This window comes from Mesorhizobium sp. B3-1-7 (genome assembly GCF_006439385.1).
GTDB lineage: Bacteria > Pseudomonadota > Alphaproteobacteria > Rhizobiales > Rhizobiaceae > Mesorhizobium.
Genome location: NZ_VFTL01000017.1, coordinates 101647 through 123719 on the forward strand (window position 1 = coordinate 101647; position 22073 = coordinate 123719).

The following is a 22073-nucleotide window of genomic DNA, read 5'->3' on the forward strand; positions in this document are numbered from 1 at the left end:
CGCGCCGCGAGAGCGGCGCGGCCTCTTTGTTCAGGCCTGATAGATCCACTGCTCGGGCACCCGGATGGAAATCTCTTCGCCAGCTCTTATGACGCCCGGCTTCTCGACCCAGGCGACAAGGCCGCGCAGCCGTTTCGCCTCCCTGGGAAAGAGCAGCGCGGTGGCATTGTGATCGGCGGCGCCGACATGCTCGGCGATCGACTGTCCGGCAACGCGGCAGGGCTTGTTCTGCCCGTCGACCTTGAGCGTCACCCCGCCCTTGAAGAACAGCAACGAGCCGGCCGACAGCATCGAAAGCTGCGGCACGCCCTCGACCACAAGATTGGCGCCGATCCACTCCGGCTTGATCTCCTCGAGCCCCATGCGTTGCGCGATGATGGCGAGCTCGTCCGCGGCCACAAGCGACAATTGCCGCTCGTTGCGCATCTCGGTGCCGCGCGGGTACCAGGGCTCGCGTCCGCCGGAACGCCGCGTCGTTCCGCCATGGAAGTCGCCCGCGATACCGTCGAAGCCGAGCCGCAACTCCTCGACCGCACTCGTTTCGAAATGATCGTGCGGAGCGGCATAGAGCGCCGCTGCCTTTGCCGTCAGCTTGCGGCCCGGCACGATGTCGACCGCCGGTTCCGCTACGGGAAAAAGTTCCAGGTTCGTTTCCTGCATGCCGCTGGTCTAATGGTGCCGAAGAATGCGGTCCAGTCGAAAGCGCTGATGATCCGATCACGCCGCTTGATGGTGATCACGATTTTCTTACCGCAAATCCCTTTCGCCAGTCGCCGCAAGCCGCGATGCTGCCGCGACGGCTGCATGGACGGTCACGCGCGCAATCGGGAAGGTTCGATCATGCAGGTTGGACAAGCTGTCGCCGCACTCTGGCTGTTCTGGCTGGTTTCCTGGCTTCTTGCCGCGTCCTGGGCCGACCCCGCGCAAAAGCGCGCGGATCTCAAGTCGGAGGCACGCTACCGGGTCCTTTGGCTGGCCGGTACCGTCCTGCTGTTCGTGCCGGCGCACGGCTATGTCGGCCGGCTGCGGCTCTGGACGCCGACGCTCGCCGGAGCCTGGATCTGCGTTGCCCTGATCGCCATCGGCATCGCCTTCGCCTGGTGGGCACGGCTGCATCTCGGCCGGCTGTGGTCGGCCAACGTCACCGCCAAGGCCGATCATCGCGTCGTCGATACCGGCCCCTATGGCCTGGTCCGCCATCCGATCTATACCGGACTGCTGCTGTCCGTCCTCGCCACCATGGCGGTCAAGGGCACGGTCTGGGGCATTGCCGGCGCCGCCCTGTTGCTCGTCGGCGTCGTCGTCAAGGCGAGGCTGGAAGAGAGCTTCCTGCGCGGCGAGCTCGGCCCGGCCTATGACGATTACGCCAGGCGCGTGCCGATGCTGGTACCGTTCGCGCCGGCCTGAAGGATGTGCTGACATTCAGATGAGCCCGGTCTGCAAACAACGGGTTCCTGCGCTTCCGGTGCTCACGTACTTTAAGTACGCTCCGCTCCGGTTCTCGAAACCCGATGTTTTCGACTCGGCCTGATCTGAATTTCAACACATCCTCAAAGCATGCGCAGCAACGCGCCGCCGATCGAATAGCCGGCGCCGAAGGCGCAGATCAGGCCGAAATCGCCGGCCTTCATGTCGGCATGGTTCTCCGACAGCGCCACGATCGCGCCGGCGCCGGCGGTGTTGCCGAGCCGCTCCAGCACCATCGGCGCGCGGTCATGGTCGACGTCGTGGCCGAAGGACAGTTTCAGAATCATCGCATTCATGCGCGCATTGGCCTGATGCAGCCAGAAGCGGCGGATGCCGTCCGGCGTCAGCCCGTGCTCGGCCAGGAATTCGACGATGAATTTCTGGCCGGCGACGGTGACTTCCTTGAACACCTTGTTGCCGACCTGCTTGATCAGGTTGCCTTCCAGGTTGATCATGTAGGGATCGTCCTGGGCCGTGCGCGTGTGGTAGCCGAGATTGGTACGGATGTTGTTCGACATCTGCGTCCAGGTGCGCGTGTCGAGCACCTCGAAACGCCCCGGCCGCTTTTCGCCCTGCGCCAGTCCCTCGACGACCATGGCGACCGAGGCGTCGCCGAAGATGAAATGCGTCTGCCGGTCGCGGAAGTTGAGATGGCCCGTGATGATCTCGGGCGTCGACACCAGGATGCGCTTGTGCGCCCCCGCTCTCACCAGGTTGACGGCGACATGCAGCGCCGCCGCGGCGGAAGAGCAGCCAAGCCCCATGTCGAAGCCGGCGCCCTTGGTGCCAAGCGCCTCCTGCATCTCGATCGCGATGGCCGGATAGGGCCGCTGGTGATGCGAGGCCGAGCAGATCACCAGATCGATGTCCGATCCGTCGACCCCGGCATGGGCAAGCGCCTTCCTGGCCGAGGCGATGCCGAACTCCGCCTCCAATGACAGCGCGTCGTCCGGCCGTGCCGGAATGCGCGGCGACATGCGGGTCGGATCGAGGATGCCCTCGCGCTCGACGACATGGCGGCTCTTCACACCCGAGGCGTGCACGATGAAGTCGCTGTCCGATTTCTGCAAAAGCGGTTCGCCGGTGTCGGCGCGGCGCGCATTCTCGGTGTCGACCCAGCTGTTGAAGCTTTCGACCAGCTCTTCATTGGTGATGACGGGTTCAGGGATTTCGGCGCCGATGCCGCTGATGATGACGCGATGCATGTCCAATCCGTCTAGAGCAATTCCAGGAAAAGTGGGAACCGGTTTTCCGTCCGGAATTGCGTTGAAACAAATGGCGCGGGCCTTGCGGCTTTGATGTGGGCGCGGAAATGGCCCGGCGCAACCCTTGTCGCATTTGGCCGGTTTATGCCAGCTTAAACTCGTGACCCCACAAATCCGCGAGGGCGTTCACCAGGCGCAAAGCTTGGTGTTGGTCTGCGGATTGTTCCAGCAGGCGCCGTCGTCGCGGCTGCGCACGAACTGCCCCGGCAGCGATCGGTTGCGGCTGCCGAACCTGGCATAGCCGAAGGCAAAGCCCGGCTGGTCGATTTCAAGCGTGATCGTGGGATAGCCCGGCGCCGAGATGCGGAAACTGCCCTCGCCGTCCAAAGCCTTGTAGTTGCAGGGATAATAGCCGTCATCCGTGGTGAAGCAGCGTGCCGGCTTGGCCTCGGCTGCCGTTGAAAGAAGAACCACCGCAGCCACGCACACGCTGGTTGCGAGCGTCATCTTGCCCAGTGTCATCGCTTACCCCTACCCCGTGGACGAAGGACCATGGTCCACATCGATGAAATGCGCATGACGGCGCAAACCGGTCAAAGAGCGGGCGAGCGAGGGGTGTTGAGATTCAGGTCAGGCCGAGTCGAAAATGGTGGCTTCCGAGAACCGGAGCGGAGCGTACTTGAAGTACGTGAGCACCGGAAGCGCAGGAAACCGCCATTTGCAGGCCGGCATCACCTGAATATCAACACACCCTAAGCGCGTTTGGCGACGATGAAGATCCGCGGGAAGCGCAGCAGCACCTTGCCGTTCGCCGTCTTCGGATAGGCCTTGGCGATCTTGGCGGTGTAGCTGTCGAGAAACAGCTTCTTCTCATCCGCTTCGAGCGGATCGAGGAAGGGCTTCAACCCGGTCGACTTGACCCATTCGACGATCGCTTCGGCATCGGCCAGCGGATGGTTGTAGATCGTGTGCCAGATGTCGAGCCGGTCGGCGAGCGGCGACAAAAGATCGTAGTAGAAAGACACCGGCGGCAGCGGCCCGCGCGCGGCGCCCTTCAGCTTGGCCGCGAACGGCACTTCGGTAGCGGTCTCGCGCATCAGCTGGTGCGAGGCTTCGCCGAGATTGTCCGGCATCTGGACGGCCAGGGCGCCGCCCGGCGCCAGAAGCCCCATCAGCCGCTGGAACACCGCCGGATGCTCCGGCAGCCACTGGAAGACGGCATTGGCGAAGATGACGTCGACGGGATGCGCGGGCTGCCATCGGGCGGCGTCGGCCAGCTCGAAATTGACATTGGGCAGCCGCGCCCTCGCCTTCTCGATCATGTCGGGCGAGGTGTCAAAGCCGTTGACTTGAGCATCCGGCCAGCGCTCGACCAGAAGCTCTGTGGAGTTGCCGGGGCCACAGCCGATATCGACGACGCGGCGCGGAAAATCGACCGGCACTTGCGCCGCCAGATCCCGCGCGGGCCGCGTGCGCTCATCCTCGAACTTCAGATATTGGACGGCGGACCAGTCAGCCATGTGAGAACCTTGCTTTGTTCGCCGCCCTTGGGGACTGATCCTACCGCGTCAGGCGCTTGTGCGTCATGCGGTGCGGGGCCGCCGCTTCGGCGCCCAGGCGGCGCAGCTTGTCCTTCTCATACTCCTCGAAATTGCCTTCGAACCATTCGACATGCGCGTTGCCCTCGAAGGCCAGCATGTGGGTCGCCATACGATCAAGGAACATGCGATCGTGGCTGATGATGACGGCGCAACCGGCATAGGCCTCGAGCGCGTCTTCCAGCGCACCCAGCGTTTCGGTGTCGAGGTCGTTGGTCGGCTCGTCGAGCAGCAGAACATTGCCGCCGCCTTTCAGCATCTTGGCCAGATGCACGCGGTTGCGCTGGCCGCCCGACAGGTTGCCGACCTTCTGCTGTTGGTCGCCGCCACGGAAGTTGAACGACGAGCAATAGGCGCGGCTGTTGATCTCGTGCTTGCCGAGCTTGATGATTTCGGCGCCGCCGGAAATTTCTTCCCATACGGTTTTGCTGCCATCGAGCGCGTCGCGGCTCTGGTCGACATAGCCGAGCTTGACCGTCTCGCCGATGCGCACGGTGCCCGCATCCGGCTTTTCCTGACCGGTGAAGGTCTTGAACAGCGTCGTCTTGCCGGCGCCGTTCGGGCCGATGACGCCGACGATACCGCCCGGCGGCAGCCTGAACGACAGGTTCTCGATCAAAAGCTCGTCGCCGAAGCCCTTGTTGAGGCCTTCGACCTCGATGACGACGTTGCCCAGGCGCTCGCTCGACGGGATGACGATCTGCGTGTCGGTCGGCTTGCGGTTCTGCGACTGCTCGACCAACTCCTCATAGGCCTTGATACGCGCCTTGGACTTGGTCTGACGCGCCTTGGGCGAGGACTGGATCCACTCGCGCTCGCGCCAGATCGACTTCTGGCGGGCGTCGTCCTCGCGGCCTTCCTGGATCAGGCGCTTGGCCTTGGCGTCGAGATATTTGGTGTAGTTGCCCTCGTAGGGAATGCCGCGGCCGCGATCGAGCTCGAGGATCCAGCCGGTCACGTTGTCCAGGAAGTAGCGGTCGTGGGTGATGATCAGCACCGAGCCCGGATAATCGCGCAGGTGCTTTTCCAGCCACGCCGTGGTCTCGGCGTCGAGATGGTTGGTCGGTTCGTCGAGCAGCAGCAGATCCGGCTGGCGCAACAGAAGCTGGCAAAGCGCGACGCGGCGGCGCTCGCCGCCTGAAAGGTTCGTCACCTCGGAATCGCCTGGCGGGCACTGCAGCGCGTCCATCGCCATCTCGACCTGCTGCTCGAGGTCCCACAGGTTCAGGCGATCCATCTCGTCCTGGAGCTTGGCCGACTCATCGGCCGTCTCGTCGGAATAGTTCATCATCAGTTCGTTGTAACGCTCGATGATGGCCGTCTTCCTGGCGACGCCTTCCATGACGTTTTCCATCACGGTCTTGTTTGGATCGAGTTGCGGCTCCTGAGGGAGATAGCCGACGGTTGCGCCCTCGGCCAGCCACGCCTCGCCCTGGAACTCCTTGTCGAGCCCGGCCATGATGCGCAGGATCGTCGACTTGCCCGAGCCGTTGGGGCCGAGAATGCCGATCTTGGCGTCCGGATAGAAGGACAGGTGAACGTTATCGAGCACCTTCTTGGTGCCATAGGCCTTCGACAGGCCTGACATGTGATAGATGAACTGGCGAGCCACGCGCGCTTTCCCTGGAAACTGAAGTGTCAAGGTGAATGGGGGTTGCGCGCTATGTAGGCGATGAAGCGACGAACGGCAATCGCTTTCGGCACGCCGGCGGCCAAACGGTGCGCATTCGCCGGTTTGCGCTCCCGACTCCGCCCCCAGCTTTTCGCCGCCGCCGGCCATAGCGTGAAATCAGTGGTTAATCATTCGCCTTCAAAACGCTAATAGGTTGGGAAATCGCGGCCGTGCCGCGGTTTCGGGGAAGATCGGATCGACGACGTGCTGAACGGTGTCCTGCTCCTTGCCGAAGCGGTTCTGTATTTCGGCGCCATGGTCACGCTTTTCCGCTTCCGGCGCCGCATTGGCCTTGGCGTGTTCATCTGCGCGCTCGGCGTCATGCATTTCCTCGAGACCTATCTCGCCAGCGTCTTCTATGTCGCGCTGCCCTTTGGCCTGGTCTCGCCAGGTTCAGCCGTGCTGTTTTCCGGCAAGCTGGTCATGCTGCTTCTGCTCTACATGAAGGAGGATGCCGCGACGGTCCGCCAGCCGATCTACGGCCTTTTGCTCGGCAACGCCTTGATGATCGGCCTGGTGCTGATCCTGCGCCTGCACGCCGTTTCGCCGCTTCCCGACGGCAGAATGCCCAACATCGGCTTCATCGACGAGATGGGCTGGCTGATGGTGTGGGGCACCTCGTTGCTGTTCGTCGACGCCATCCTGATCATCCTGCTCTACGAGAAGCTCGGCGCCTATCTGCGCGCGAGGCCGTTCTTGCGCATCCTCGCATCGGTCGCCTGCGTGCTCACCTTCGACCAGACCGGCTTCTTCACCGCGCTGCATTTCGTCGCCGGCGCGCCGATCGAGGTCTTCTTCGGCGGCTGGTTCGCCAAGATGGGCGCCGCATTTGCCTATAGCGGCATGCTCGTCGCCTATCTCAAATGGGTCGAGGACAGCGACATCGCCGTTCCGCGCGGCCTCTCCGACATCTTCGACACGCTCACCTATCGCGAGCGCTATGAAGCGCTGATCAAATATGTCGGCCGCGACGGCCTCACCGGCCTGCTGCATCGGGGCAGTTTCGACGCCGACGGCGAGTCCGCCGTCTCGGCCGCCATCAGGATCGGCAAGCCGCTCAGCCTGCTCATCGTCGACGTCGATCATTTCAAGTCGATCAACGACCGCTTCGGCCATGCCGAGGGCGATAAGGTGCTGAAATCGATGGCTGTGCTGCTGGCCGAGACCGTCGGCGGCAACGATCAGGTGTTCCGGATCGGGGGCGAGGAGTTCGCCGTGCTGACGCAACAGTCGCACGCGCCCGCCAGGCTGCTCGGCGAGACCATCAGGAACGCCACCAAGACCTCGGCACGCACCAACCGCTTCAACATCACCGTGAGTGCCGGCGTCTCCACCGTCGGCGAGACGACGCGCTGCCTCGGCGACATCTTCGCGCTGGCCGACCAGCGCCTCTATAAGGCCAAGCTGAGCGGCCGCGACCGTGTGGTCGGCGAGCCCGGCAGCGAGGCGATCATCCTGCAGGCGGCCCCAAGGTCAGCCTAACCAAGATCGGCCTGGACCCAGGAATTCCCGCCTACTGGAATCCGATCGCGTCGACCGCGCCCTTCGGGCAACCGGCCTTGGCTGTCGGCGCGGAGGCCATCAAGAGATCGGTGAGCTTGCTGTCGGGACCGACCGGGCCGGATAGGCCGAGCGTGATCTCGCCGATCAGGCGCCGCCCACTCGACGGGTCGACAAGGCAGGACACGCGCACGCGGTCGCCTGCGCCGGGACCGAACGCTTCGTTGAAGGCGCCGCGGATCTGGTCCGAGGTCAATTGCTTGCCGATGTTCTTGTTGAAGAGGTCGCGCACCGGCGAGGCGTTCACCGCCCGCATCAGGTTGAGCGCGTCGGAGAAATAGTCCTGCTGGCTCTTGCCGTAGCAAGTACCATGCTTGATCCATTCGTGGCGCTCGAGCTTGGAAGCCGTGCCCGGCATCACCTGGTCGAGCTCGGCACGCGTCTTTGCGTCGAGATCGACCGGTGGCAGGTCTGCCCAATGCGACGGATTGTCATTGGCCTTGTCGCTCGCCGAGACCTGGCAATAGAAATTGCCGTTCGGCTGCGGCCACAGCCCATGCAGCGTGAAATGCGAGGCATCGAACTCGCTCGGGCTCTGTGCCTTGCATTCGGGCTTGCTCGCCTTGGTCTCGCAGAAAGCCGGCTGCCAGCTCAGCGCAAAGACATATTCGGGTTTCCCGGAGGCAGACGATGATGGCTTGGTCTGGCCGGAAGGCGCCGGCGTGACCGACGCGCCGCCGCCGGTGACATGGCCGCAACTGATCTTCACCCAGCGCCGCTCGGGATCGGCACCCGGCACCTGGATGAGGTAGTGCGTGGGCTCGTCCTTGTTGCCGGCAAGCAGCTCGTAGCTCTTGCCGGCCTCGGTCGAGACATTGCCGGGGTTCTTGCCACTCTTGATGGCCTGCGTCGCCGGACAGGCGCTGTCGGCCACGAAGGTGTCGCTCATCTTCACGTCGGCATGCGCCACCCCGACACCGGCGAAAGCCAGCACCATCGAACCCCACAACGCCCAAACCCGCATCCCGTTCTCCCGGCGATCATTGAACCGTATTGGATTCGTCACACTAGAACAGCCGACGTGTCAGAATTGCGATCTTTTTCGTCGCGCGAAAAAACTATCCCCAGCTGAGCGCTTGCAATCCGCGCGCCCGCAAGCTGCCCGATCGCCTTGGCGATGTGACGGATTGCCGACGTAAGCATATCGTCAGGCGCGCTCGTCCACTTGACGTCGGCAAAGCCCTCGCTCAACAGTCGTCGAGGGAGCAAGACAATGCCATTCGACAAGCAGATGAGGCTGGCCTCACCGACGGGGGCCGAGCTCAACCTTTATGTGAAAGAAGCCGCCGGAAATCCGCGCGCCGTGGTCCAGATCAACCATGGCCTGGCCGAGCATGCCGCGCGTTACGCCCGCTTTGCCGATTTCCTGGGGCCGCGCGGATTCCACGTCTATGCCCACGACCATCGTGGCCATGGCGCGACCAAGGCTCCCGGCGCGCCGCTCGGCAAATTCGCCGACAGCGACGGCATCGCCAAGGTGATCGCCGACGTCGATACCGTTCACGACCTGATCGCGGCCGAGCATCCGGGATTGCCGGTCATCATCTTCGGCCATTCGCTCGGCGCCTCGGTCGCGCTGAACTTCGTCCTGAGCCACTCCGAGCGTGTCCATGCCGCCGCGATCTGGAACGGCAATTTCTCGCAAGGCCTGCTCGGGCAATTGGCGCTGCTCATCCTCGGCTGGGAGCGGATGCGGCTGGGTTCCGACTTGCCGTCTCGCCGTTTGCCCAAGCTCACCTTCCAGGCCTGGGGCAAGGCGGTGCCCAATCACCGGACCTTGTTCGACTGGCTGTCGCGCGACCCGGTCGAGGTCGACAAATATGTCGCCGATCCGCTCTGCGGCTGGGATGCGTCGGTCTCGATGTGGCGCGATGTGGTCACCATGGCGCTTCATGGCGGCAAGGACCAGAGCTTTGCCGGCGTCCGCCGCGATCTCTTCGTCAACCTCGTCGGCGGCGAGAAGGACCCCGCGTCGGACTACGGCAAGGCCGTCCATCACCTGGCAAAGCGCATGCGGGCATTGGGCTTTTCGAATCTGGTTTCAAAGGTTTATCCGGAAACCCGCCATGAAAGCCTGAACGAGATCAACCGCGACTCCGTCATGAATGATTTCGCCGCTTGGGCCGACGGCGTGCTGAAATCCTGATCCGGCGTGGCCTATCGTATGGGTCGTGACACGGCCGGTGCGTGTTGCTAGAGCCTGCGTTTCGTTAGAACACGGTGATCCATGACCGCCCCTCCTCTGAAAGGCATCCGCGTTATCGAACTTGCCCGCATCCTGGCCGGTCCCTGGGCCGGGCAATTGCTGGCCGATCTCGGCGCCGATGTCATCAAGGTCGAGAGCCCTGACGGGGGCGACGATACCCGCAAATGGGGTCCGCCCTTCGTCATGAGCCATGACGGCGAGAACCTTTCGGCCGCTTATTATCACTCCTGCAATCGCGGCAAACGCTCTATCGCCGTCGATTTCTCCAAGCCCGAGGGTGCCGAGACGCTGCGCAGGCTGATCGCCACGGCCGACGTGCTGATCGAGAACTTCAAGCTCGGCGGCCTGAAGAAATACGGCCTCGGCTACGAAAGCCTGAAGGCGATCAATCCGCGGCTTGTCTATTGCTCGATCACCGGCTTTGGCCAGGACGGTCCCTACGCGCCACGCGCCGGCTACGATTTCATCATCCAGGCCATGGCCGGCATGATGTCGATTACCGGCGAGCCCGGCCGTGAGCCGCAGAAGGCCGGCGTCGCCATCTCGGATCTCTTCACCGGCCTCTATTCGGTGATCGCCATCCAGGCAGCACTTCGCCATGCCGAAAAGACCGGCGAGGGCCAGCATGTCGACATGGCGCTCTACGACAGCCAGATTTCGGCGCTCGGCAACCAGAACCTCAACTATCTGGTCTCGGGCAAGTCGCCGGTGCAGATGGGGAATGCGCATATGAACATCGCCCCCTACGAAGTCCTGCCGGTGAGGGACGGCCACATCATCCTCGCGGTCGGCAATGACGGGCAGTTCGGCAAGTTCTGCGCCGCCGTCGGCATCGCCGATCTGCCCGCCAATCCTGATTTCGCCACCAACCCTGCCCGCGTCGCCAACCGCGTGAAGCTGCGCGAGCGGATCGTCGAGGCGCTGGCGGCGCTCGACCGCGATCCGCTGCTGGCGAAGCTCGAGGCGGCCGGCGTGCCGGCGAGCCCGATCAATACGATCGGCCAGATGTTCGCCGATCCGCAGACCATCGCGCGCGGCATGCGGCTCGACCTCGACGACGGCCACGGCAATCGCCTGCCCTCTGTGCGCGCGCCGATGGTTATGTCGGGCACGCCGCTCGTCTATGAGCGCCCTTCGCCGCGCCTTGGCGAGCACACGGACGAAATCCTTGCCGAACTGGAGAGAGCAAAATGAAGACCGGCGGACAACTGATCGTCGAGGCGCTGGAAGCCAACGGCACCGACCGCATCTTCTGCGTTCCGGGCGAATCCTATCTCGCGGTGCTCGACGCGCTGCATGACTCTTCGATCCGCACCATCGTCTGCCGCCAGGAAGGCGGCGCCGCGATGATGGCCGACTGCCAGGGACGGCTGACCGGCAAGGCCGGCATCTGCTTCGTCACCCGCGGCCCCGGCGCCACCAATGCCTCGGCCGGCGTCCACATCGCCATGCAGGATTCGGTGCCGATGATCCTGTTCATCGGCCAGGTCGCCAGCCACGCCAAGGAGCGCGAGGCGTTCCAGGAGGTCGACTACAAGCGCTTCTTCGGCGACATCGCCAAATGGGTGGTCGAGATCGACGATGCCGCGCGCATCCCCGAATTCGTCACCCGCGCCTTCGCGGTCGCGACCTCCGGCCGTCCGGGCCCTGTGGTCATCTCGCTGCCGGAAGACATGCTGACCAGCGAGGTCGAGGCTCCGGAAGCGCTGCCGCACACGCCTGTCGAGACGCGTCCAGGCGAGGCCGAGCTCGATGCGCTGGAGATGTTGCTGAGCAATGCCAAGCGTCCTTTCGTCATTCTGGGCGGCACGCGCTGGAACGAGGAAGCCGTGGCGCATATGCGCACGATCGCCGAGACCTGGTCGCTGCCGGTCGGCTGCTCCTTCCGCCGCCAGATGCTGTTCGACCATCTCCATCCGAACTACGCCGGCGATGTCGGCATCGGCATCAATCCGAAGCTGGCGGAGCGGATCAAGCAGGCCGATGTCGTGCTCTTGCTCGGTGGCCGCCTGGGCGAGATGCCGTCTTCCGACTACACGCTGCTGAAGAGCCCCTACCCCGACCAGGCGCTGGTGCATGTCCATGCCGATGCCGGCGAACTCGGCCGCGTCTACCGGCCGACAGTGGCGATCAACGCTTCGCCCGCCGCCTTCGTCGAGGCTTTCGCCAAGCGCAGGCCAACGGCCACGCCCACCTGGGCGGCCGAGACGGAAAATGCGCACGCCGCCTATCTCGAATGGTCAACGCCCCCCCAAACCGGTCCGGGCGCCGTCCAGATGGGCCCGATCATAGACTATCTGGGAAAGGTTCTGCCGGAGGATGCCATCCTCACCAACGGCGCCGGCAACTACGCCACCTGGGTGCATCGCTTCTACCGCTCCCGCCGCTTCGGCACGCAGGCGGCGCCCACGTCCGGCTCGATGGGCTACGGCACGCCGGCCGCGGTCGCCGCCAAATCGCTGTTTCCGGATCGTACCGTGGTTGCCTTCGCCGGCGACGGCTGCTTCCTGATGAACGGCCAGGAGTTCGCGACGGCTATCCAATATGACCTGCCGATCATCGTGATCGTCGTCAACAACGGCATTTACGGCACGATCCGCATGCATCAGGAGCGGGAATATCCAAGCCGCGTCGTCGCCACAGACCTCAAGAACCCCGACTTCGCGGCGCTGGCCCGCGCCTATGGCGGCCATGGCGAAACGGTCGAAAGGACCGCCGACTTCGCGCCCGCCTTCGAGCGCGCGCGCGCCAGCGGCAAGCCGGCGATCGTCGAGATCAAGCTCGATCCCGAGGCGATCACGCCGACCCGCACGCTGACGCAAATCCGTGAGAAGAGCTGAGGCAGCCTTTCTGCCGGCTGCACGACAAAAGGGGCGCTAAACCGCCCCTTTTTCGTCTTCACATCGCCTTCTCGATCTGGCCGCGGATCTCGCCGTCCTTGTTCTTGGCGGTGTGGACGTTGACATAGTATTTGCCGGCCTCGAGGTCGGCTGCCTGCGCGTCGGTCAGCGTCGCCGACCCCTTGATCGGGCTCTTCAGCTTCTTGAACGGGATCACCGGATCCGCGTTCGCGCCCATGTCCGCCGGTCCGTGGATGTGGGCGGCCACGGCAGGTCCGCTGAGGCCGGAATATTTGACATTCCAGCTGAGCTTCTTGCTTGTGCTGTCGAAGGTGAATGTGGCGGTTCCCTTGCCCTTGGTGGTCACGGGCGGGCTCTGCTGGCTGCCGTCGAGCGTCGCCTTGAACTTCATCGTCTCGGCCATGGCCGGCGATGCGAGGAGAAAGGCGGTCGAGACGGCTAAAGCCGAAAGCATCGGCACGGATAGGATGCGCATGAGAACCTCCGTTGGTTGCAGCATCCTGCACGGCTCCCCGACGCGCGGATGCATCGATGCAACGGTTGGGTGCCCGGATGTATCCACACACACAATTATTTTACCGCGACCAAAGAAAAAGGGGCGGTCGCCCGCCCCTTTCCAGCTTCCGCGTCGAGAACGGAGCCTACTTGATCGCCTTGTCGGTGATCGCGGTCGTGTAGGCGCCGCTCGCCTCCTTGCTGATGATCTTCTGGTCGAGCAGCGCCTTGGCGGTGCGCTCGTAAGCGGCCGGGATCAGCTTGCCGTCGGCATTGTCGATCAGCTTGGCCACTTCCTTCATCATGAACTTCTGGTGGTTCTCGTCCTGGCCGCCGGCATCGACGACGATTCCGGCCGCCTCGTCGGTGTTCTCCGTGGCGTATTTCCAACCCTTCATCGAGGCGCGCACGAAGCGCACCATCTTGTCCTCGAAGGCCGGATCCTTGAGCTTGTCCTCGAGCGTGTAGAGCCCGTCCTCCAACAGGTCGTTGCCCATGGCGGAGTAGTTGAAGACGGTGAGGTCTTCCGGCTTGTAGCCGGCGTCCAGCACCTGGCCGTATTCGTTATAGGTCATCACCGAGATGCAGTCGGCCTGCTTCTGGATCAGCGGCTGCACGTCGAAGCTCTGCTTGAGCACGGTGACGCCGTCCGGGCCGCCATCGGTCTTGAGGCCGATCTTGTTCATCCAGGCGTAGAACGGATATTCGTTGCCGAAGAACCAGACGCCGAGCGTGTGGCCCTTGAAGTCGGCTTCCGTCTTGATCGGTCCATCCTTGGGGCAGACCAGTTCCATGCCCGCCTTCTTGAACGGCTGGGCGATGTTGACGAGCATCACGCCCTTGTCGCGGGCCGCGAGCGCCCCGCCCATCCAGTCGACGATGACGTCGGCGCCGCCGCCGGCGATCACCTGCTCGGGCGCAATGTCCGGGCCGCCCGGCTTGATGTCGACGTCGAGGCCTTCAGCGTCATAGAAGCCCTTGGCCTTGGCAACATAGTAGCCGGCGAACTGGGCCTGCGTGACCCATTTCAGCTGCAGTGTCACCTTGTCGGCGGCCATCGCCTGGAAGGCGGCCAGCGACATGGCGCCGGCCAAAGCAGAAATCAGCAGTCTTTTCATGTTATTACCCTCTGAAGTTAGCACCCAAACCCACCGCCCCTATCCACCTCGGACAGAGGGATGCCAAAACGTGACGGCTCTCTCGATGAGAGCGACCACGCCATAAAAGACCGAACCCGCAAGTGCTGCAACTGCGATTTCGGCCCACACCATGTCGATGTTCATCCGCCCGACTTCCGTCGAGATGCGGAATCCCATGCCGACCACGGGCGTACCGAAGAACTCCGCGACGATGGCGCCGATCAGCGCCAGCGTCGAGTTGATCTTCAGCGCATTGAAGATGAACGGCATTGCGGCCGGCAGCCTGAGCTTGCGCAAGGTCGGCCAATAGCCCGATGCATAAGTGCGCATCAGGTCGCGTTCCATATGCCCGGATGCGGCCAGCCCGGCGACCGTGTTCACCAGCATCGGGAAGAAGGTCATGATGATGACGACCGCGGCCTTGGACGGCCAGTCGAAGCCAAACCACATGACCATGATCGGCGCCACGCCGATGATCGGCAGCGCCGAAACCATATTCCCGATCGGCAGCAGGCCGCGCCGCAGGAACGGCACACGGTCGGCCAGGATAGCGACGGTGAAGCCGGCGAGATTGCCGACGACATAGCCGATCAGCACCGCCTTGAAGATCGTCTGGCGCACGTCCGATCCCAGGATCGGCAGTGAGTTGGCGATCCGCGCGCCGATGGCGCTCGGCGGCGGCAAAAGAATGAAGGGGATGCCGGCACCGCGCGTCACCGCCTCCCAGATGATCAGGATCCAGGCGCCGAAGATCGCCGGGATGATCAGGCGCAGCGCAGTCTTCGCCCAGCCCTGCGTGGGGCGTAGCGACGACAGCAAGGCGACACAGCGCCAGGCAAGCAACCAGGCGGCGGCAAGCAACAGGAAATACGGCGCCAGCGCGGTGCCTTCGAAACCGGCTATGCCCTTGATCAAAAGCCAGGCTGCGGCATGGGCGCCGACGAACAGCAGGATAGCTTCAACGATCGGCGTGAGCCTCACCATCGAGACCAGTGCAGCGACGAGCAACAGCCCGATGATCAGCCCTTTCGCGCCCATATAGGGATAGGCCAGCGTTGCGGCCGGCTCCGCCAGCGCGGCTGCTTCGGGCTTCGACATTGCGCCGAGCGCGAAGGCGATGAGGCACAGCGCCATCGCCAGCACCGGTTGCCAGGACGGTTTCAACCAGCTCATGCCGGCCTCCCGCCCATGGCCCGGTCGACGAGGCGTCCGGCAATGCCGACGACCATCACCAGCAGTGCCGCGACGATCGAGCCCGCGACCAGGGCTGACCAGATATCGATGGTCTGGCTGTAATAGGCGCCGGCGAGCAGCTTGGCGCCGATGCCGGCGACCGCTCCGGTCGGCAGTTCGCCGACGATGGCCCCGACAAGGCTTGCCGCCACCGCCACCTTCATCGAGGTAAACAGGAACGGCACCGAGGCCGGCACGCGCAGCTTCCAGAATGTCTGCGAGGCGCTGGCGTTATAGGTATGCATAAGATCGAGATGCATGAGCTCGGGGGAGCGCAGGCCCTTCACCATCCCGACGGCCACCGGGAAGAACGACAGATAGGTCGAGATCAGCGCCTTGGGGATCAGGCCGGTGATGCCGATTGCCGCCAGAACCACGATGATCATCGGCGCCACCGCCAGGATCGGAATGGTCTGCGAAGCGATGATCCAGGGCATCAGGCTGCGGTCGAGCGTCGCCACATGCACGATACCCACCGCAATCAGGATGCCGAGCGCTGTGCCGAAGGCAAAGCCGAGCAGCGTCGAGGACAGTGTCACCCAGGCGTTGTAGACCAGGCTGCGGTTCGACGTGACGGATCGCAAAAAGGTGTTTTCGAAGAAATTCACCGCCACCTGGTGCGGCGCCGGCAGCGTCGGCTTCGGCTGCGACAGCGTCTTGCCGATAAACTCGACAGTGCCGGGCGTCTCCTTGGCTCGGCGGTCGAGGTCGCGCTGGAACGGCGCGTTGAGGATGACGGCAAAGACATACCAGAGGATTACCGCGCCGGCGAGGATGGTGGTGACGGGGATGACTTTCGAGCGGAAGCTATCCATTCACGGCGCCTCGCGGGCCACACGCCTTCGTCATCCTAGGGCGGAGCAAGGAGCGAAGCGACGCGGCGCAGACCCTAGGATCCATGCCGTTACCCCTCCGCTCCGCAACGGTGCGGAACAAAGCAACTTTCGCCCTGCGGCGTTTAGCGGCCATTCTGCATCGTTTTGACCCTTCGACCAGCGTCACGGAATGGATCCTAGGGTCTGCGCTCCGCTTCGCGTCGCTACGCCCTAGGATGACGAAATCGCGATGGCCGGCTTCCTTGACATGCGTGGTGGCGTGCCTGCTCCGCCCTAGGATGACGAAGGCGCGGTTGCGCGCCCCCTCATCCGACCTCCGCTTCGCTCCGGCCACCCTCTCCCCGAGGGGGAGAGGAGGAAACTCGTCCCCCTCAATCATCATAGCTGTGCCCCGCCCTCAAGCCGTCGCGCACGCGGGCAGCAATCGCCAAAAACTCCGGCGTCTCGCGGATGTCGAGCGGCCGCTTCCTCGGCAGCGTCGATTCGATGATGTCGGTGACGCGGCCGGGCCGCGGCGACATCACGACGATGCGCGTCGAGAGATACACAGCCTCGGGGATCGAATGGGTGACAAAGCAGATCGTCTTGTTGGTGCGCTCCCATAGTTCCAGAAGCTGTTCGTTCAGATGGTCGCGCACGATCTCGTCCAGCGCGCCGAACGGCTCGTCCATCAAAAGCAGGTCGGCATCGAAGGCGAGAGCGCGTGCGATCGAGGCGCGCTGCTGCATGCCGCCGGAAAGCTGCCAGGGATATTTCTTCTCGAAGCCCGAGAGGTTGACCAGTTCCATCGTGCGCTTGATGCGCTCGGCCTGCTCGGCCTGGGAGAGACCGATGATCTCCAGCGGCAGCGCCACATTGCGCTCGATCGTGCGCCACGGGAACAGAGCCGCCGCCTGGAACACATAGCCATAGGCGCGTTTCTCGCGCGCCTGCTCTGGCGTCATGCCATTGACGGAGATCGCGCCCGAGGTTGCCTTCTCCAGATCGGCGATAACACGCAGCAAGGTGGTCTTGCCGCAGCCCGACGGGCCGATGAAGGAAACGAATTCGCCCTTGCCGATGGTCAGATCGACATTGGACAGTGCCTGCACCGGACCGTCATTGGTCTGGAAGGTGAGGCCGAGCTTGCTTGCCGAAACGACGGTTGGCGGCTGTTCGGTCATTGGGCGCAGCCTGCCTTTCGCCGCCGCTGCCGCGCTGTCCGCAATCCGGTTGATTTTATGATAGCGTTGCTTTCCACTCGTCCTGTCCCACCCGATCGACGCCGCCCGGAGCCTTGCCGATGTCGCCTAAACCCACCTGTCATCTCGTTCGCCCCGAAAGCACCTATCAGGGTAAGCAGGGGCTGAGTTATTTCGCCGGCATCGCCGCCGAAACCGTCGGCTCGTCCGGCATCTGCATGCATCTTCTCACCATGCCGCCCGGTGCCCGCGCCAAGGCGCATATGCATGAAAGCCACGAGACGGCCATCTATGTGCTCTCGGGCGAAGTCCACACCTGGTACGGCGACCGGCTCGAGCACCATATCGTCGTCAAGGCCGGCGACCTGTTCTACATCCCGGCGGGAGTGCCTCATCTGCCGGCCAATCTGAGCAACGCCCCGTCCTCGGCGGTCATTGCCCGCACCGATCCCAACGAGCAGGAAAGCGTCGTCCTGCTGCCGGAACTGGATGCTCTGGTTGCCTGAGGCTGGTGGGACCGCCGTTACTTGCATCGCGCGACTTCGCCCATCACATTGCCGTCTTCATCGGCCACTACCAGCTTCTTCGCGTTCTTCGCGCTGCGCTGGATGGTGAACTTGGCCGGCGGCTGTCCCTCTTCGCCTTCAGCCTCGCATTTTGCCGTCACGACGAGCGATCCATCAGCCTGCGCTTGGCTGTCGCTGAAGGTGCAGGCGCTGGCCGCCGTGATCAGTTCCTTGTCGGTCAAAAGCAGCATCTGGTCGGCGGCGACTTCCTGGCCGTTCCGGTTGATGCAGCCATATTTGTCGCCATAAGGCTTGGACAGGTCTATGCCCGCGGCCTGGGCATGGCCAGCGGCCAGCATCGCGGCCGCCGCCAGAAGCAGGTAAGGAGCCCGCATGGTCAGACCCCGGTGGCCGGGATGCCGGTACGCTCCACCTTGCGCGGCGCGGAGATCTCCTTCCAGGTCGACAGCGCCCGGTTGACCGCGGCGTTCGGCTCGCGGGCGACGAACTCGCCATGGCCGGCCTTGGCCTTGACGTCCGCCTCCTCGATCGACAATTCGCCGCGCGAGAAGACGAAGCGCGGCAGGCCGGTCACCTCGACGCCCTCGAAGACATTGTAGTCGATCACCGACTGCTGCTTCTTGGCCGAGATCGTCTTCTTGCGCTTCGGATCCCAGACGATGATGTCTGCGTCGGCGCCTTCGACGATCGCGCCCTTCTTCGGATACATATTGAGGATCTTGGCGATGTTGGTCGAAGTCACCGCGACGAACTCGTTCATCGTCAGCCGCCCGGTGTTGACACCTCTCGTCCACAGAACCGGCAAGCGGTCCTCGAGCCCGCCGGTGCCGTTCGGGATCTTGGTGAAGTCGCCGACGCCGTTGCGCTTCTGCTTGGTGGTGAAGGCGCAATGGTCGGTCGCCACCACTTGCAGCGATCCGGCCTGCAGGCCGGCCCACAGCGAATCCTGGTGCAGCTTGTTGCGGAAGGGCGGGCTCATCACGCGGCGCGCCGCATGGTCCCAATCCTTGTCGAAATATTCGCTCTCGTCGAGCGTCAGATGCTGGATCAGCGGCTCGCCGAACACCCGCATGCCCTTCTGGCGCGCGCGGCGGATCGCCTCGTGGCTCTGCTCGCAGGAGACATGCACGACATAGAGCGGCACGCCCGCCATGTCGGCGATCATGATGGCGCGATTTGTCGCCTCGCCTTCCACTTCCGGCGGACGCGAATAGGCATGGCCCTCGGGGCCGTTGTTGCCGGCGGCAAGCAGTTTTTGCGAGAGCGCGGCGACCACGTCGCCGTTCTCGGCATGAACCAGCGGCAGCGCGCCGAGATCGGCGCAGCGCTGGAACGACGAATACATCTCGTCGTCATCGACCATCAGCGCTCCCTTATAGGCCATGAAGTGCTTGAACGAGGTGATGCCCCGGTCGACCACTTGAGCCATCTCGTCGAACACCTGCTTGCCCCACCAGGTGATCGCCATGTGGAAGGAATAGTCGCACGACGCCTTCGAGGTCTTGTTGTCCCACATCTGCAGCGCTTCCAAGAGCGACTGCTGTGGCGCGGGCAGGCAGAAATCGACCACCATCGTCGTGCCGCCGGAAAGGGCCGCGCGCGTGCCGGATTCGAAATCGTCGGCCGAATAGGTGCCCATGAACGGCATTTCGAGATGCGTATGCGGATCGATGCCGCCCGGCATGACATAGCAGCCGGTCGCATCGAACTCATGATCGCCATGCAGGTTCGAGCCGATGGCGACGATCTTGCCGTGCTGCATCAGCACGTCCGCCTTCCACGTACGGTCGGCGGTGACGACGGTGCCGTTCCGGATGACTTTGGTCATATCTGTTCCCCTGTTCTTTCGCGCTTCTTTGCGAGCGGCGTTGCGAGGTGATTGGTCTAGAGCAATTTCAGGAAAAGTGTGAAGCGGTTTTCCGTCCGAAATTGCGTTAAAACAAAGAGATAGAGCAATCGCCGTTTCCGTGAAACGGCGATTGCTCTAGTCGGTCACTCCACGATTCCCGCCGTTTCCACCACCGCATGGAACAGCACATCGGCGCCGGCGCTCGCCCATTCCTTGGTGATCTCTTCCGCCTCGTTATGGCTGAGGCCGTCGACGCACGGGCACATCACCATCGCGGTCGGTGCGACCCGATTGATCCAGCAGGCGTCATGGCCGGCGCCGGAGACGATGTTGCGATGCGAATAGCCGAGCCGGTCGGCCGCATCGCGGATTGCTTTCACGCAGTTCTTGTCGAAGGTGACCGGATCGAAATGGCCGACCTGCTCGATTTTGTACTTGATGTCGAGCGCGTCGCAGATCGTGTCGATGCCTTCACGGATGCGGCCATCCATGGCGTCGAGTACCTCCTTCTCGGGCGAGCGGATGTCGATGGTGAAGACCGTGCGGCCGGCAATGATGTTGCGCGAGTTCGGATAGACTTCCATATGGCCGACCGCGCCGACGGCGTCGGGCTGGTAGTCCATGGCGATCTCGTGCACCAGCTCGATGACGCGCGCCATGCCGAGCCCGGCATTGCGGCGTTTCGGCATCGGCGTCGAGCCGGTATGCGCTTCCTTGCCGGTCAGCGTCACCTGCAGCCATTTGAGGCCCTGGCCGTGCGTGACGACGCCGATGTCGATGCCTTCGTCCTCGAGGATCGGCCCCTGCTCGATATGCAATTCGAAGAAGGCATGGATCTTTCGGTCGCCGACCTTCTCCGTGCCCTTCCAGCCGATGCGCTCCAACTCCTCGCCGAATTTCTTGCCGTCCTTGTCGACATGCTGGTAGACGTCGGCCTGGTCGAGCACGCCGGCGAACACGCCGGACGCCATCATCGCCGGCGCGAAGCGCGCGCCTTCCTCGTTCGTCCAGTTGGTGACGACGATCGGATGCCTGGTCTTGATGCCGAGATCGTTGAGCGAGCGCACGACCTCCAGCCCGCCCAGAACGCCGAGCACGCCGTCATACTTGCCGCCGGTCGGCTGCGTGTCGAGATGGCTGCCGACATAGACCGGCGGCAGGCTGGGATCGCTGCCTTCGCGGCGGGCGAACATCGTGCCCATCTCGTCGACGCCCATTTCGAGCCCGGCGGCATCGCACCAGCGCTTGAAAAGATGGCGGCCCTCGCCGTCCTCGTCGGTCACGGTCTGGCGATTGTTGCCGCCGGCAATGCCGGGGCCGATCTTCGCCATCTCCATGATGGAATCCCACAAACGGTCTGAATTGATTCGCAGATTTTCGCCGGGTGCGGCCATTTGCGGTTCCCATTTTCACTAGGGGTCTTGTCGCCCCTTGAGTGGTTTGCATCCTGACCGTATGGTCAGCTTTCAGACTACACAAGCTGACCAAGCGGTCAACGAGAATCTTGGGGGAGACATGACCGAACCCACCCGTCCCATGCGACGCCAGGATATAAGGCGGGAGAATGAAAAAGCCATCCTGCTCGCCGCTGAAAAGGTATTCGCGGAGGCAGGGTTCGGCGGCGCCACGATGCAGCTGATCGCCGATCTGGCGGGGCTGCCAAAGGCAAATCTCCACTATTATTTCGCCACCAAGGAGGAGCTCTACCGGTCCGTCGTCCAGAATATTTTCGAGATCTGGCTGCAGGCGGCCAATTGCTTCGACGCCGCGCGCGGCCCGGTTGACGGCATCAGCGCCTATATCGACGCCAAGATGGAGATATCGCGCCGCCACCCGGACGGTTCGAAGGTCTGGGCCTCCGAAGTGATGCACGGCGCGCCGGTGCTTCAGGACTATATGGAATCGACGCTGCGCGAATGGACCGACGGCCGCGTCGAGATCATCGGGCGCTGGATCGAGGAGGGCAAGATGGACCCGGTCGACCCGCGTCACCTCCTCTACATGCTCTGGGCCACGACCCAGCATTACGCCGATTTCGGCCACCAGATCGAGACGCTGAACGGCGGCAAGTCGCTCTCCGACCGGCAATGGCGGGAAGCCAAGGAAAACATCAAGCGGGTGATCCTGACCGGCATCGGCGCGCAGCCGGCCTGATTGACTGCCATCGCAACAACAAACGATCAGGTCGGTGCCACCTGCCTGCGTGCTTTGCAAGCTCGTGCTAGGGCTTCAATTCATCGAGGA

The 22073-nt window shown here is 63.5% G+C and carries 21 protein-coding genes; 7 read left to right on the top strand and 14 right to left on the bottom strand.

Annotated elements, in window-relative coordinates:
* Positions 1-30: 30 nt before the first annotated feature.
* A complete protein-coding gene (locus tag FJ417_RS15970; RefSeq protein WP_140784115.1) occupies positions 31-660 on the bottom strand; it encodes an MOSC domain-containing protein in 630 nt (209 codons plus the stop codon).
* Between the two features lie 180 nt (positions 661-840).
* Between FJ417_RS15970 and FJ417_RS15975 the strand changes: the two genes are divergently transcribed.
* On the top strand, positions 841-1407 hold the full coding sequence (locus FJ417_RS15975; protein WP_140647582.1) for an isoprenylcysteine carboxylmethyltransferase family protein: 567 nt from the start codon (positions 841-843) through the stop codon (positions 1405-1407).
* Between the two features lie 143 nt (positions 1408-1550).
* On the opposite strand, the gene FJ417_RS15980 is transcribed toward FJ417_RS15975, so the two are convergent.
* The 4 genes from FJ417_RS15980 to ettA form a co-directional block, all read right to left on the bottom strand.
* Positions 1551-2672 (bottom strand): beta-ketoacyl-ACP synthase III, encoded by a 1122-nt coding sequence (locus tag FJ417_RS15980; protein WP_140784116.1) that lies wholly within the window; start codon positions 2670-2672, stop codon positions 1551-1553.
* 186 nt (positions 2673-2858) lie between these two features.
* On the bottom strand, positions 2859-3194 hold the full coding sequence (locus FJ417_RS15985; protein ID WP_140784117.1) for a hypothetical protein: 336 nt from the start codon (positions 3192-3194) through the stop codon (positions 2859-2861).
* Between the two features lie 230 nt (positions 3195-3424).
* On the bottom strand, positions 3425-4192 hold the full coding sequence (gene tam / locus FJ417_RS15990; protein WP_140784118.1) for a trans-aconitate 2-methyltransferase: 768 nt from the start codon (positions 4190-4192) through the stop codon (positions 3425-3427).
* A gap of 40 nt (positions 4193-4232) precedes the next feature.
* A complete protein-coding gene (ettA, locus tag FJ417_RS15995; protein WP_140647586.1) occupies positions 4233-5882 on the bottom strand; it encodes an energy-dependent translational throttle protein EttA in 1650 nt (549 codons plus the stop codon).
* Positions 5883-6146: 264 nt separating this feature from the next.
* Between ettA and FJ417_RS16000 the strand changes: the two genes are divergently transcribed.
* Positions 6147-7424 (top strand): GGDEF domain-containing protein, encoded by a 1278-nt coding sequence (locus FJ417_RS16000; RefSeq protein ID WP_140784119.1) that lies wholly within the window; start codon positions 6147-6149, stop codon positions 7422-7424.
* 31 nt (positions 7425-7455) lie between these two features.
* Here FJ417_RS16000 and FJ417_RS16005 read toward each other — a convergent pair whose 3' ends face one another.
* Entirely contained in the window at positions 7456-8466 is a 1011-nt protein-coding gene (locus FJ417_RS16005) for a ribonuclease (RefSeq protein ID WP_140784120.1), read from the bottom strand.
* Positions 8467-8715: 249 nt separating this feature from the next.
* Between FJ417_RS16005 and FJ417_RS16010 the strand changes: the two genes are divergently transcribed.
* From FJ417_RS16010 to FJ417_RS16020, 3 genes are all read left to right on the top strand, one after another.
* Positions 8716-9648: an alpha/beta hydrolase gene (locus FJ417_RS16010; RefSeq protein ID WP_140784121.1), complete on the top strand. Its 933-nt coding sequence runs from the start codon at positions 8716-8718 to the stop codon at positions 9646-9648.
* 81 nt (positions 9649-9729) lie between these two features.
* Positions 9730-10902 carry a CaiB/BaiF CoA-transferase family protein gene (locus FJ417_RS16015; RefSeq protein ID WP_140784122.1) on the top strand — a complete coding sequence of 391 codons (1173 nt, stop codon included), beginning with the start codon at positions 9730-9732 and terminating at the stop codon, positions 10900-10902.
* Positions 10899-12548, top strand: a complete 1650-nt coding sequence (locus tag FJ417_RS16020; RefSeq protein ID WP_140784123.1) for a thiamine pyrophosphate-binding protein — start codon at positions 10899-10901, stop codon at positions 12546-12548. The genes FJ417_RS16015 and FJ417_RS16020 overlap by 4 nt, the downstream gene beginning before the upstream one ends.
* A 58-nt stretch (positions 12549-12606) precedes the next feature.
* Here the strand turns inward: FJ417_RS16020 and FJ417_RS16025 are convergent, their stop codons facing one another.
* From FJ417_RS16025 to FJ417_RS16050, 5 genes are all read right to left on the bottom strand, one after another.
* Positions 12607-13044, bottom strand: coding sequence for a CHRD domain-containing protein (locus tag FJ417_RS16025; RefSeq protein WP_140706426.1), 438 nt, complete (start codon positions 13042-13044; stop codon positions 12607-12609).
* A gap of 166 nt (positions 13045-13210) precedes the next feature.
* A complete protein-coding gene (locus FJ417_RS16030) occupies positions 13211-14182 on the bottom strand; it encodes an ABC transporter substrate-binding protein (protein ID WP_140657515.1) in 972 nt (323 codons plus the stop codon).
* A 39-nt stretch (positions 14183-14221) separates the two neighbouring features.
* A complete protein-coding gene (locus FJ417_RS16035) occupies positions 14222-15376 on the bottom strand; it encodes an ABC transporter permease (protein WP_140784124.1) in 1155 nt (384 codons plus the stop codon).
* On the bottom strand, positions 15373-16251 hold the full coding sequence (locus FJ417_RS16040; protein ID WP_140784125.1) for an ABC transporter permease: 879 nt from the start codon (positions 16249-16251) through the stop codon (positions 15373-15375). The genes FJ417_RS16035 and FJ417_RS16040 overlap by 4 nt, the downstream gene beginning before the upstream one ends.
* A 392-nt stretch (positions 16252-16643) precedes the next feature.
* Complete coding sequence (locus FJ417_RS16050; RefSeq protein ID WP_140784126.1) at positions 16644-17435, bottom strand: ABC transporter ATP-binding protein; 792 nt, start codon at positions 17433-17435, stop codon at positions 16644-16646.
* A 113-nt stretch (positions 17436-17548) separates the two neighbouring features.
* On the opposite strand from FJ417_RS16050, the gene FJ417_RS16055 reads away from it, so the two are divergent.
* On the top strand, positions 17549-17959 hold the full coding sequence (locus FJ417_RS16055) for a cupin domain-containing protein (protein WP_181177654.1): 411 nt from the start codon (positions 17549-17551) through the stop codon (positions 17957-17959).
* Positions 17960-17976: 17 nt separating this feature from the next.
* On the opposite strand, the gene FJ417_RS16060 is transcribed toward FJ417_RS16055, so the two are convergent.
* From FJ417_RS16060 to FJ417_RS16070, 3 genes are all read right to left on the bottom strand, one after another.
* On the bottom strand, positions 17977-18354 hold the full coding sequence (locus tag FJ417_RS16060; protein ID WP_140784127.1) for a hypothetical protein: 378 nt from the start codon (positions 18352-18354) through the stop codon (positions 17977-17979).
* A 2-nt stretch (positions 18355-18356) separates the two neighbouring features.
* The gene (hydA, locus tag FJ417_RS16065; protein ID WP_140647600.1) at positions 18357-19808 is read right to left on the bottom strand and encodes a dihydropyrimidinase; all 1452 of its coding nucleotides are present in this window, start codon (positions 19806-19808) and stop codon (positions 18357-18359) included.
* Positions 19809-19972: 164 nt separating this feature from the next.
* Complete coding sequence (locus FJ417_RS16070) at positions 19973-21223, bottom strand: Zn-dependent hydrolase (RefSeq protein ID WP_140784128.1); 1251 nt, start codon at positions 21221-21223, stop codon at positions 19973-19975.
* A 121-nt stretch (positions 21224-21344) separates the two neighbouring features.
* Here FJ417_RS16070 and FJ417_RS16075 point away from each other — a divergent pair, with 121 nt between their 5' ends.
* Entirely contained in the window at positions 21345-21983 is a 639-nt protein-coding gene (locus FJ417_RS16075; RefSeq protein ID WP_140784129.1) for a TetR/AcrR family transcriptional regulator, read from the top strand.
* The last annotated feature ends 90 nt before the right edge of the window (positions 21984-22073 follow it).

What these genes read in the sequence shown, in the direction of transcription:
- FJ417_RS16040 (WP_140784125.1), bottom strand. Translation starts at nt 16,251, where the DNA reads ATGGATAGCTTCCGCTCGAAAGTCATCCCCGTCACCACCATCCTCGCC.
- FJ417_RS15970 (WP_140784115.1), bottom strand. Translation starts at nt 660, where the DNA reads ATGCAGGAAACGAACCTGGAACTTTTTCCCGTAGCGGAACCGGCGGTC.
- FJ417_RS16020 (WP_140784123.1), top strand. Translation starts at nt 10,899, where the DNA reads ATGAAGACCGGCGGACAACTGATCGTCGAGGCGCTGGAAGCCAACGGC.
- FJ417_RS16050 (WP_140784126.1), bottom strand. Translation starts at nt 17,435, where the DNA reads ATGACCGAACAGCCGCCAACCGTCGTTTCGGCAAGCAAGCTCGGCCTC.
- FJ417_RS16060 (WP_140784127.1), bottom strand. Translation starts at nt 18,354, where the DNA reads ATGCGGGCTCCTTACCTGCTTCTGGCGGCGGCCGCGATGCTGGCCGCT.
- FJ417_RS16010 (WP_140784121.1), top strand. Translation starts at nt 8,716, where the DNA reads ATGCCATTCGACAAGCAGATGAGGCTGGCCTCACCGACGGGGGCCGAG.
- tam (WP_140784118.1), bottom strand. Translation starts at nt 4,192, where the DNA reads ATGGCTGACTGGTCCGCCGTCCAATATCTGAAGTTCGAGGATGAGCGC.
- FJ417_RS15985 (WP_140784117.1), bottom strand. Translation starts at nt 3,194, where the DNA reads ATGACACTGGGCAAGATGACGCTCGCAACCAGCGTGTGCGTGGCTGCG.
- FJ417_RS16035 (WP_140784124.1), bottom strand. Translation starts at nt 15,376, where the DNA reads ATGAGCTGGTTGAAACCGTCCTGGCAACCGGTGCTGGCGATGGCGCTG.
- FJ417_RS15980 (WP_140784116.1), bottom strand. Translation starts at nt 2,672, where the DNA reads ATGCATCGCGTCATCATCAGCGGCATCGGCGCCGAAATCCCTGAACCC.
- FJ417_RS16070 (WP_140784128.1), bottom strand. Translation starts at nt 21,223, where the DNA reads ATGGCCGCACCCGGCGAAAATCTGCGAATCAATTCAGACCGTTTGTGG.
- FJ417_RS16025 (WP_140706426.1), bottom strand. Translation starts at nt 13,044, where the DNA reads ATGCGCATCCTATCCGTGCCGATGCTTTCGGCTTTAGCCGTCTCGACC.
- FJ417_RS16075 (WP_140784129.1), top strand. Translation starts at nt 21,345, where the DNA reads ATGACCGAACCCACCCGTCCCATGCGACGCCAGGATATAAGGCGGGAG.
- FJ417_RS16005 (WP_140784120.1), bottom strand. Translation starts at nt 8,466, where the DNA reads ATGCGGGTTTGGGCGTTGTGGGGTTCGATGGTGCTGGCTTTCGCCGGT.
- FJ417_RS16015 (WP_140784122.1), top strand. Translation starts at nt 9,730, where the DNA reads ATGACCGCCCCTCCTCTGAAAGGCATCCGCGTTATCGAACTTGCCCGC.
- FJ417_RS15975 (WP_140647582.1), top strand. Translation starts at nt 841, where the DNA reads ATGCAGGTTGGACAAGCTGTCGCCGCACTCTGGCTGTTCTGGCTGGTT.
- FJ417_RS16030 (WP_140657515.1), bottom strand. Translation starts at nt 14,182, where the DNA reads ATGAAAAGACTGCTGATTTCTGCTTTGGCCGGCGCCATGTCGCTGGCC.
- hydA (WP_140647600.1), bottom strand. Translation starts at nt 19,808, where the DNA reads ATGACCAAAGTCATCCGGAACGGCACCGTCGTCACCGCCGACCGTACG.